The sequence below is a fragment of the Chloroflexota bacterium genome (assembly GCA_016219275.1).
In the GTDB taxonomy this organism is placed as follows: Bacteria; Chloroflexota; Anaerolineae; order UBA4142; family UBA4142; genus JACRBM01.
Genome location: JACRBM010000049.1, coordinates 1 through 10936 on the forward strand (window position 1 = coordinate 1; position 10936 = coordinate 10936).

Genomic DNA, 10936 nt, shown 5'->3' on the forward strand with positions numbered 1-10936 from the left:
GCCGCAGGTTGAGGTCAACGGGACGATAGCCCGATTGCAGAATCAGTTTTTGAATTTCGGAGGACAGCACAAAATCGCGCAGACGGCGAAACGTAAGCCGCTGGTCGTCGGTGAGGTTCGGCTGTTCGAGCAGCGCGAGCGGATGGTCTTGCCACAGCGTTCCTTCGACGGGATACACCGCGACAAGTTTTGTCGAAGACTTGGAATTGAAGTAGATGACGAGCCGCTCGGAGACGACGAACGCGTCGAGATAGTTGCGCCCCTTCGCCAGCACCTGGTCAATCGTCGCCTGCTCGCCCTCGCCGTAGTAACGGACTGTTTTTTCGAGCGCGTTCACGTAATCGAGCGTCGCGCGGTTTTTCACATCGTCTTCGGTCAGCGCGCGCGTCTTGTTCGCGCCCGCGTAGAATTCGGCGAGCGTCGCGAGCAACCCGCTCGCGGAACTGGTGCTCGGATGACTCCACTTGAAGTTGGAATCGCTTTTCGCTTTCGCGAGCAAATCGAGCCAGCCGATTTGTTTTTGCGGATAACCGAGCGACTGCGCGACATCGTTCCACATCGCGATGACGACCGGCGTCACGGCAAACCGCGTCGCCTCGCTTATTGCCACACCCTTAAGGGCGTGGCTAGGATCGCCGGCGTCAATCTGCGCCAGCCACAGCGACGAATCGGGACTGAGCGCGTTGAATTTGCCCGCGCGCGCCGCGTCCACCATTTCCGCGGCATCCATTTTCGTCGCGTTGATTTTCATCGGCAAGCCGGAAGGCGTTTTGTAATTCGCCTTGTGAAAACGCGCGATCACGTCTTGCATCAACGTTTCTTTTTCCGGCGAGTACGCGAGATCGAGCGTCGCGTTCACGGTCGGCGTGGACACGGTCGAAACGGCGGGTGACAAGATCGCCCACGCCGCAAACGCGATGAGCGCCACGCCGAACACCAGGAAAACCAGTGCGATCACGGCGCATGTCAATATGGGAGCGGTAGCCGATTTTCGTGTTGATCGTTTCATTTTACGCATCACAATTTACTCTTTACGCAATACGTATCGCGCATCGCGTTTCTATCGCCCCTTGATGTTCAAATCGAACCACCGCCGCAACGCTTGCAACGTCTCGCGATCCGGCGCGCGCATCCGCGCGGTACTTTCGACTTTGGCTTTCGCGCCTTGCGCCGCCCATTTCGTGAACAAACTATCCGCGCCCGCAATCGAAACCTCGGTGTTCGCCGGACGGAAACCGCGTTGCGCCGCGAGCGTTTGAATCGGCGTGGCAAGCAAAAACTTTTCAAATTGGAGCGCCGAATTTTTCTCTGCCGCGCTCGTTTCGGGTCCCATCCAAACCGTAAACGGGAAATCGAACCAGGTCAGGTATTTGGGGTACACGATGACGAGCGGGTCTTGCCAACGCGTTTGAATGCCGTTCATGTTCACGAGCAAATCGCTTTCGAGCAACTGTCCGCCGTCGCCAACCGAGTTGCCGAACAATGCCAGGTCTTCGACGGTGTACGAACTGAGCGATGAAAAATCCGTGACCGCGCCCATCAACTCTTTGAGCCATGCTTGGAATTTCGGGCTGGTCACATCTTCGGTCGCGATGCTCGCCTTGTCATAGTACTCGCCCGCCGCCGAGACCATCGCGAGCAAACCTGCCGCGTTCTTGTTCGGATTCGGCACGATGAGTTTGAAATAGCCCCACTTGGCATCGCCGCCGAGTTCGGGCCAGCCACCTTTCGCGATGGCGGCGTCGTGAATCGTCTTCCAATTCACGTTCTCTTTTCCGAATTTCGTTTCGAGTTTTTCAAAGCGGCTTTTGTAAATGCCCCACGCAAACAACGACGTGACGAGCGGACGCGCGCGATATTCGCCATCCGTCAGAAAAATATCGCGACCCAGTTTTTCGCTCTGCGTCGCGTTGACCAGTTCGACGAGATAGCGGCTGTCGGGAATCCACGCCGTCGGCACCGGATTGAATTCGCCGCGATCCCACTTGCCGAGCGCGGTCACGCTGTCCATCGGCGTGACTGTCACGACAATCGTGCGACCATCCTGGGTTCGTTTCTCCGCGTTGAATTTCTGCGCGGCATCCGTGACCCAGGGTTCAATCGGCAACGCCGTGACGACGCGCACCGAAATTGGCTGCGCGGTCGGATTCGGAATGTCGCCGCTGAAACGCTGAATCAAAAACGAAACGCCGACGATTGCGGCGGCGAGGATGACAATGGCGAAGAAAATGATTCGGGTTCTGTTCATAGGATTGTCCAAACGGTAAGGTAGTTGGATAGTTTGATAGTTGAATAGTTCGGCGCTCAGTTGCAACCCCGAACTATCCAACTATGCAACTATGCAACTATCCAACCATCCAACTTTACATGAGACCGAGCTTCTTCTTGCGTTCCGCCAACTGCGTGTCGAGCGTATGGCGTTCGAGCAACTCGTCCATTTGCTCGTCGAGGCGCGAGGCTTGCATTTCGGCGCGCGCGGACGCTTTGTCGAGTCGCGCGCGAATGCTTTCCGCCATGCGTGCGACGTCTTGATCACCCGAACCCATCAAGTTGTCGAGCGATTGCATCGTCTTCGCGGTCAACTCTTTCGACTTGGCGAGATCGAGCAGGGCTTGCATCTCTTCGCGTTCTTGCTTGACGGTCGTGAGTTTCGCTTCGAGTTTCAGTTTGCCGTCAAGTAATTTTTGGTACTCGGCTTGCTGGCGCTCGTACTGCGATTTGTAGGTTTCCGCGAGACGCGCGGTTGAATTGAGTTTGCTCTGCGCGGCAACCGCGAGTTCTTCCTTGCCTTCTTTCAACATCAGGTCAATGTTGCGATCCAGTTCGGCGGATTTGGCGGCGAACTCGTCGTACTTGCGGCGCAAAGTTTTTACTTCTCCGCCAATCGTTGCCGCCGCGTCTTCAAGGTCTTCGAGGTTGTCTTCGACCTGGCGGATGTACTGGTCAATCACCGCGAGCGAGTTTTTCTTGAGCGCCTCGTCCACAAGCGCGTGCAAATTCGCGGCGATGAGCGTTTGGACTTTTTCGAGTAGACTAGCCATTGGGTTCCTCCCGTTTGAAAATCTGGCGCAATTGTAGCACCATCAAATGTTAAAATCCTGACAGGCGGCTGACAGTTGATAGTCGAATAGTCGGGTAGTCGGATGGTCATCTAGTCGTGATTTTGAATGAGCCAATAACGCGCCCAGTTTTGGTATTCATAAATCACAACGTAAATATCGTCGGGGCGAAACATCCAAAGCGCCATCCAATCACCTGGCGGTACAGGTTGAATCGAGATGCTTATGCTTGAGCCGAACACATCCACAAAAATTCGCTTCGCTCGACGGCTGTGAAAGGTGGAAGTATGGCGTTGGCAAATGGATCGCGCAACCACACGACCACGCGACTATTCCACATCCTGTTCTCCAATGACGACCACGATCCAACTATCGCACAATCGAACGATTGCACTATCGCACTAACTTGTACCCGCGTCCACGCACGCTGACCAGGTAACGCGGCTTGGCTGGGTCGGGTTCGATTTTCGCGCGCAGACGACTGACGAGTTTTTCGATGCGCGCGTCGTCCACCTCGTCAATGAACTGTTGCCCCCACACATTCTCGACCAGCGAAAACTTGTCGCACACGCGATCGAGTTTGCCGTAGAGAAACGCGATCAAGCGGTACTCTAAATCGGTCAGTTCTCCGACAGGTCTACCTTCGACAAACACTGCGCCGGCATCTACGTCTATGTACACCCCGCGCGGTTGCGGATGCTGCGCGAGATGTTGCCGCCGCACGTACTCGGCAAAGACGCGTGGAAAAATCGCCGCGCCGTCCGGCGTATCGCGCAGAATGAATTTGGCGCGCAACGAACGTTGCGCCGGACTTGGATCGTCATTGTGCGGCAGAGTAAAAAGCACGGCGCGTTCATCCGCGTCGAGATCGTCCCAGATTTTCTCACACTCGCTCTGGACGTTCGAGTCGCTCAACAAATTTCTTTGCACGAGTTGGTGAATCACACGATCCTGGTGCTGGTTGCGCGTGGGCGCGCCCGTGACCGCGCCAAGCGCATAACACACCGCTTGCGCGATCCCAGGATGACCGTCGGCGTGTTCCTCGATGAACGCGAGGTCGTCCGCGCTGAATGTGACGCCTTCGCGCGCGGCAAAGTGGCGACAGTACTCGCGCGTGTCGCTGACGTTCCAAAAACCCAGGAATTGCACACGCGGCGCGACCAGTTCCATGAACTCGCCCTGCTCGCGCGTCGTCGTCATCCGCGCGAGCTCGCGTTCGGTCGCCGTGACGTAGGCGAGCGCGGTGTCGTGTTTGTCCTTGAGCGCGCGCAAGTTGAGGAACGTCTGCGGTTCGAGGTGGCGGTACGCTTCATCAAAATCGTCGAGGCACAAAACGAGCGGCGGCGGAAGTTGAGCGAGCGCCAGCGTCAAGCCGGCGTCGAAGCATAAAGCAAGATCGGTCGCGTTCGGCGCGGCGCACAATTCGTCGAACAGTGCGCGGGCGCGCTCGCGCGCCGTGGACGCGCGTCGTTCGAGTGTATCGGCGAGCGCGCGTATGATCGCGATGAAGAACGCGCGCGCGGTGCGCTCCGGCATCGCGTTGCAGTCCACGTAAACAAACGCACCCTCGCGCGCGGACGCACAGAGGTGGCGCAAAAACGCGGACTTGCCGAGATTGCTGACACCGACAATCGAACAGCATGCGCCATTTGTCGCGTGCCGCCGAATGAATTCCAACTCGTCGGCGCGGCTAATCAAACCAGGTAGTAGGGCAATCGATTTTTTCGTCATCGGCGCAATTATAGCCCGACTTGCATTTCACGACAAACCAACTATCTGACCGCTGAGAACACAAAGAGCACAGAGTTTTAGGCATACTCTGTGCTCTCTGTGTCCTTTGTGGTAGCAATTACTTGAAATTCGCCTCGACGAACTTCCAGTTAACGATGTTCCAAAATGCTTCGACGTACTTGGCACGCGCGTTGCGATAGTCAATGTAGTACGCGTGTTCCCAAACGTCGCACGTCAACAAGGGTGTCTTGGGGGTCGTGAGCGGGCACCCCGCGTTGCTCGTGCTTTCAATCGCGACTGAGCCGTCTGGATTTTCCACGAGCCACGCCCAGCCCGAGCCGAACGTGCCGACCGCGGTCGCACTGAATTTTTCTTTGAACGCCGCGAACGAGCCGAACGTTTTCGCGAGCGCGTCTGCGAGCGCGCCGGTCGGTCCGCCGCCCGCGTTCGGCGCGAGGCAGTTCCAGTAGAACGTGTGATTCCACGCTTGCGCCGCGTTGTTGAAAATGCCGCCGCTCGATTTCTTCACAATCTCTTCCAGCGACAGATTCTCGAACTCGGTGCCGGGAATCAGTTTGTTGAGATTCGCCACGTACGTCGCGTGGTGTTTGCCATAGTGGTACTCGAGCGTCTCCGCCGAAATGACCGGCGCGAGCGCGTCTTTGGCGAACGGCAGTTCAGCCAGTTTGTGTTCCATCATCCCTCCTCGTAAAGAGTGAAAAGAAAAATCCGATGCCGCGTTTGCGCCGCATCGGACCTTTCGTGATCCGGTTTTTCCGCATCATGCGGAACTGGGTTGCAATCATTCTAGCACGTCTCGCACGCCGACGCAATCACTGTTTGCGCGATCACTCAAAAGGGAATAGAATAGTCGCGAAATCTGGAGAGGAGTACGTGATGCGAAAATCAGTTTTTATCGTGGCGTTGCTCGCGCTGGGATGGCTGACCGCGTGTAGTTCCACTGCGCCGACTCCGCGCGATACAAACGCAACCCCCGCGCCTTATTCGACAGTCGTACTGCCCAGCGGCTATCGTCCTCTACAACAAGGTGACGCCGTCGAAGGCGTGACGATTGGCTATCAATTTATCCTTCCATCGTACGAGCAACCGATTGCCGTCATCGCCGCCAGTCCATATCTCTTGCACTTTGTCAGCATCAAGCCCGCCTTGCGCGACGGGTTGATTGCGTACATTAGAGAATTCCCTCAAAACAAAACTGTCCTGGCTTTCGACGAAACCGATCCGAACCAAAACGCGCCCAAGCCGATGACGTGGAACACGAATCAGCCGGTTGAGATCGCCCTCATTCCACTGCCAGAAGGCAAACATGTGTGGTCAGTCACGGAGGAAGACGAGAACGGGCTGCAAGCCGCTTACAAGATCGTTCGGCGGAAGGATGGCGGTTTGCGTTTTATTGACGCTTATGGCAAAGCCGCCACTTTTTCGGCGGCGGGTCTCAATACGACCAACGGGACGGGTATGGGCTTGATGTTTTCGGCGCGCTTAGCTTTGCTTCGGATGATTCTGAGTGATTCCCGGTACCAAGTGGGCAAAAACGTAATGCAAGACCATCTGCCCGATTACAGTCAGTACGATCCACGGATTCTCAAACTCGATCCGTCCAAAGAGGGCATTGCGATGAATCGAGACTGGGTTCTGGTCACCATTCCGGGACCCAATTCAGGCATGGCAGCGCCATAGCCATTCGCGCAAAAAAACGCATTGAAACAGAAACCCGCTCTCATCGAGAGAGCGGGTTTCGCGTTTTCAGACTCAGATTTTTCCTTTGAGCATCGGGTCTAGCGCGTCGCGCAAACCATCCCCGATGAAGGTAAACGCTAACAAGATCATGGCGATCAGTATCGCCGGAGTAATCAACAGCCAGGACTGGGTCAAGATCGCATCACGTCCATCGAGCAACATGTTGCCCCAACTGGTCAGGAAAAAATCGTTGGGATCGGTAGCAGGGCGAACGCCCACACCGATGTATCCCAGGATGGCTTCGAGGAGAATGGCTTGCGGCACGCGGAACGCGGCGGAAACAATGATCGGCGCGAGACAATTGGGCAGCAAGTGACGCCACATGATGCGCCCGTTGCCAGCGCCAATCATGCGCGCCGCCTCGACGAATTCTTTTTCTTTGACCGCAAGCACCTGCCCGCGCACGAGCCGCGCCACGCCCGTCCAGTTGACCAACGCGAGGGACACAAAGAGGAGGAACAACCCATTGAGCAGTTTGCCGATCCAGGTCTCGCGCAATGCCGTCATCATGATGATAAAGAACAAGAGGTCGGGGAAGGCGTAGATGACGTCGGTAAAACGCATCAAGAGGTTGTCCACGCGCCCACCCGCAAAGCCGGAAATCATACCAATGATCGTACCGATCGTGACGATCAAAAGCATCGGGATGAAACCGACGATCAGCGAAGTACGCGTGCCGTAAATCGCGCGGCTCAAGACATCGCGCCCAATTGTGTCAGTACCGAGCGGAAACTCGGGATGACCGTCTTGCGAGGCGATCTCCGAGTGCACCCACATCGGCGGGCGATAACTGTTGTTCGGGTAAATCGCCAACGCATTGTGCGGCGCAAGTAACGGCGCAAGAATCGCGACGACGGCAAAGAACCCGACCACCAGCATCCCGGCGACTGCGCCGCGGTTCTTGAGCAGACGATTCCAGGCATCTTGATAGAGGTTCGTTGGCTTGCGCGTAAACAACTGTGCCTGTACCCCAGGCAGGGGCAGGGCTTGAGTTTGTTCTGCCATAGTGTCCCTATTGTTGACTCAATCGAATACGTGGATCGAGAAAGCCGTAAATCACATCTACGAGCAAATTCGCCACGGCAATAAACACGGCATAGATGATCGTCAAACCGAGAATCATCGAATAGTCACGCCGCGAGATGGATTCGACAAACAAACGCCCGATACCGGTAATGGTAAACTGCGTTTCGATGATGAATGAGCCAACGATCAACGTCGCGAGCGCGGGACCCAGAAAGGTCACAATCGGAATCAACGAGTTCTTGATAATGTGTTTGAAGACGACGACGCGCTCCGCGAGTCCTTTGGCGCGCGCCGTGCGCACATAATCCATCCGCATCACTTCAAGTACACTGGAGCGGGTGAGACGCGCGAGAAAGGCGGCGGTCGGAACGGCGAGCACGAATGCCGGCAGAATCCACGGCGTAAAACTTTGCCAATAGTTGATCTCGATAATCTTGATCCAACCGAGCCAACTGCCAAAGATAATGATCAGGAAAATGGCAAGCACGAAATTGGGCACGCCATAAAAGATCGTCGCAAAGAAGAGCGATACGGTATCCCACCACGTATTTTGTTTCAGCGCGGCAATCACCCCCAAGGGGAATCCAATCAGCACCGCAAACGTCGTGGCGAGAACGCCGAGAATCACGGTCGTAAAGAAACGATTTTGCCAAAAGGGACTATCCGGCGGGGCTTCGAAAAAAATATCTTCGACTTCGCGCCCAAGAAAACGATACGAGGGTCCAAATTTGCCTCGCATCAAATTGCCCATAAAGACCCAGAATTGTCCATCGAATAATCCTTGAATCGCGACAACCGGTCCCTTGCCTTCATCCATGGCTTGTTGCGCCGCTTCGGTATTGAAGAACAGCGGCTTGTCCAAGCCGAACGCCGTATTGAGTCGCCTGGTCACACTCGGATCACTCGTGCGACTGCCGGGATCAACATCCCACGGACCGCCGGGCGCGGCGTGCATGATAATGAAGGTGACAAGAATGACCATGAACAAAGTTGGAACGATGTATAAAACTCTACGGATGTAATATTGACCCATAATAACCCTGCTAACATGTGGTGGGCTTGGCTGGTCGCCGTTGTGCGCGACCAGCCAAGCCATTACGTACGTTTGTCCATGCGCGGATAAAGATCACCGCCGCATTGACAGCGTGAGATACTTACTGTTTTGGGTACGCCGCGGGAACCTTGGTCAGGTCAATGTCGTACATCCAGACGGGACCCCATTCGCCTGCCCACTCGGCGTCGCTGGAGGACGGATTGTCCTTCGGTCCGTTGACCCATGGTTTAATCAGGTGAATGTTCTCTTCGTGAACGATGAACGCGAACGGGATGTCGGCGAGCAACGTGTCTTCGGCTTGGCTGTACAGCTTGACCGCTTCGTCAAAGTTGACGGTCGCGTCAGCTTTCGTCATCACCGCATCGTTGTCTTTGTTGCAATAGCCAAAGCGCTTGGCGAACGCGGTGCACTTGAAGTACACGCTGAGCCAGTTCTGTGGGTGCGGATAGTCTTGAATCCAGCCACCGTAGGCGACCTGTGGATGCGTCTTGATGTCTTTCACCAGCGAGGTCAACACCGTGGGATCAACCGGGTCCAGAACCGCATTGCAGCCCCAGGTTTTCTGAATTTGCGCGGCGAGCCACTCAAAGCGCGGGCGGTTCGCAGCGGTGGAACCAAACGTCAGCTTGATTTCGCCAAGTTTGGCGCAATCCACCTTGTCGCCAGAGCCGTAGCCGGCTTTGACCAGGGTTTCGACGGACGCCTTGGCGTCCGAAGCCGGCACGCCGGGCTTGCCGGGTTGCGCGCCGGGAACGCCCGGCGGAATCCAGCGAGTCGTTGGAACGCCTTGACCCTTGAACACATCACGTACCCATTCCACGCGATTGACCATTTGCGAGAACGCGGCGCGCACGTTCTTGTCGTCAAACGGTTTCTTGGTCTGGTTGAACTGGAACGCGCGCGTGACTGCGCCCGCATAGCGTACCAATTCACCCTTCAGCTTGGCGTCCGCGTCAACTTGAGGTTGCACGGACGGCGGAAGAACGCCAAGTAAGTCGAACTCGTCTTTCTTGTACGCTTCAAAGCGTTGCGCTTCGTCGGTGATGTAGGTCACTTCGATGCGATCCAACTTGGGCTTGCCGCGCCAGTAGGTTGGATTGGCTTGGTAGACGATGCGCTTGCCCTCTTCGATGGACTTGATGGTAAATGGTCCATAGCAGTTGTGACCGTCGGCTTTGGTCCACCAACTGTCCGGGGCGGCGTCTACTTTCTTCTTGTCAGGAACGTAGGTTTCCCAGATGTACGCGACGTATGTCCAGTACGGCGCAGGCGCGTCGAATGAGACGGTCAGTTCGCGTTTGCTGTCGTCTGCCTTGACCCCATAGCCGTCGTACATCTTCTTGAGATCGGCTTCGCTCGGTTTCTTGCCTTCCGCGCCAATCAGGTCGCCGGCACCTTTGATGTCGCTCAAGATATCTGCATACTGCTTGCCAGCGACACCGGGATCAACCGCGCGCTTGAGTGCGTACTCAAAGTCAGACGCATTCAACGCCGTACCATCGGCGCGCTTCAAACCATCACGGATGTGGAAAACGATGGATTTACCATCCGGCGCAATCGTCCATTTGTCCGCGGAACCGGGACCAATGTTGCCCTTGGCGTCAATTGCCAGGATGCCTTCGTAGCAAAACTTCATCACTTCGATTTCGATACCGAAGGACGACTTTTGGGGGTCAATCACCGACGGGTAGGTTGCGCGACCGATGCGCAGAACCTTGGGACCCGTAGGCGCCGCGGGAGCCGCGGGGGCGGTCGTCGCGGCTGGCTTGGGCGCTTCGGTCGGCGTGGCGCATGCGGCAAGCGCCGCAACTACGATCAACAAGCCCAAGACGAGCATTGTTTTTTTCATTTGTTACTTCTCCTCCTGTGAGTTTGAACAGTTGAATGGATCGAACGAAAAAATTTTTCGGTTCTCCACCACGTACAAGCCAAGTGTGCGAATACAAGTGAGCGTTGCTACCGAACGGGCAGGAGACATGCGGAGGAAACGCGCGAGGCATCAAGCGATCGCATCAACGCGCGAACGAAACACCATTGTCTCTCGTGCCTTTCGAGTGGTGGAGTGTCCTCTTGGATTCGACCACCTCCTTTCAGGCGTGCGTGTGTTCAATCACGCCAGTCATTATAAGAGCAATAAACGCGGTTGTCAAATACTCGGTGCGTTTTTCCGCAATACCGCAAAACTCACTTGGGCGCGTTGTCCGCCGGGAGCATTTTCCAACGACGCACCAAATCCTTGAGTTGAGCGTTGGATTGTTTGACGGAGCGTGTGTGCATCCGAAACCGACGGCGATGCGTGCGCACC

At 56.0% G+C, this 10936-nt stretch carries 9 protein-coding genes; 1 reads left to right on the forward strand and 8 read right to left on the reverse strand.

Annotation, left to right across the window (positions count from 1 at the left end):
• The 5 genes from HY868_12570 to HY868_12590 all read right to left on the reverse strand — a co-directional run.
• Positions 1 to 958 (reverse strand): substrate-binding domain-containing protein (locus HY868_12570; protein ID MBI5302963.1); only part of this gene is annotated, 958 nt, incomplete at its 3' end.
• A 102-nt stretch (positions 959 to 1060) separates the two neighbouring features.
• The gene (locus HY868_12575; GenBank protein MBI5302964.1) at positions 1061 to 2248 is read right to left on the reverse strand and encodes a substrate-binding domain-containing protein; all 1188 of its coding nucleotides are present in this window, start codon (positions 2246 to 2248) and stop codon (positions 1061 to 1063) included.
• 115 nt (positions 2249 to 2363) lie between these two features.
• Complete coding sequence (locus tag HY868_12580; GenBank protein MBI5302965.1) at positions 2364 to 3041, reverse strand: PspA/IM30 family protein; 678 nt, start codon at positions 3039 to 3041, stop codon at positions 2364 to 2366.
• A 411-nt stretch (positions 3042 to 3452) separates the two neighbouring features.
• Positions 3453 to 4790: a winged helix-turn-helix domain-containing protein gene (locus HY868_12585; GenBank protein MBI5302966.1), complete on the reverse strand. Its 1338-nt coding sequence runs from the start codon at positions 4788 to 4790 to the stop codon at positions 3453 to 3455.
• 118 nt (positions 4791 to 4908) lie between these two features.
• Positions 4909 to 5487 (reverse strand): superoxide dismutase [Fe], encoded by a 579-nt coding sequence (locus tag HY868_12590; GenBank protein MBI5302967.1) that lies wholly within the window; start codon positions 5485 to 5487, stop codon positions 4909 to 4911.
• Positions 5488 to 5687: 200 nt separating this feature from the next.
• On the opposite strand from HY868_12590, the gene HY868_12595 reads away from it, so the two are divergent.
• Complete coding sequence (locus HY868_12595) at positions 5688 to 6491, forward strand: hypothetical protein (GenBank protein MBI5302968.1); 804 nt, start codon at positions 5688 to 5690, stop codon at positions 6489 to 6491.
• 72 nt (positions 6492 to 6563) lie between these two features.
• On the opposite strand, the gene HY868_12600 is transcribed toward HY868_12595, so the two are convergent.
• From HY868_12600 to HY868_12610, 3 genes are all read right to left on the reverse strand, one after another.
• The gene (locus tag HY868_12600; protein MBI5302969.1) at positions 6564 to 7556 is read right to left on the reverse strand and encodes an ABC transporter permease; all 993 of its coding nucleotides are present in this window, start codon (positions 7554 to 7556) and stop codon (positions 6564 to 6566) included.
• Positions 7557 to 7563: 7 nt separating this feature from the next.
• A complete protein-coding gene (locus HY868_12605) occupies positions 7564 to 8610 on the reverse strand; it encodes an ABC transporter permease (GenBank protein MBI5302970.1) in 1047 nt (348 codons plus the stop codon).
• Positions 8611 to 8731: 121 nt separating this feature from the next.
• The gene (locus HY868_12610; protein ID MBI5302971.1) at positions 8732 to 10480 is read right to left on the reverse strand and encodes a peptide ABC transporter substrate-binding protein; all 1749 of its coding nucleotides are present in this window, start codon (positions 10478 to 10480) and stop codon (positions 8732 to 8734) included.
• Positions 10481 to 10936 lie beyond the last annotated feature (456 nt).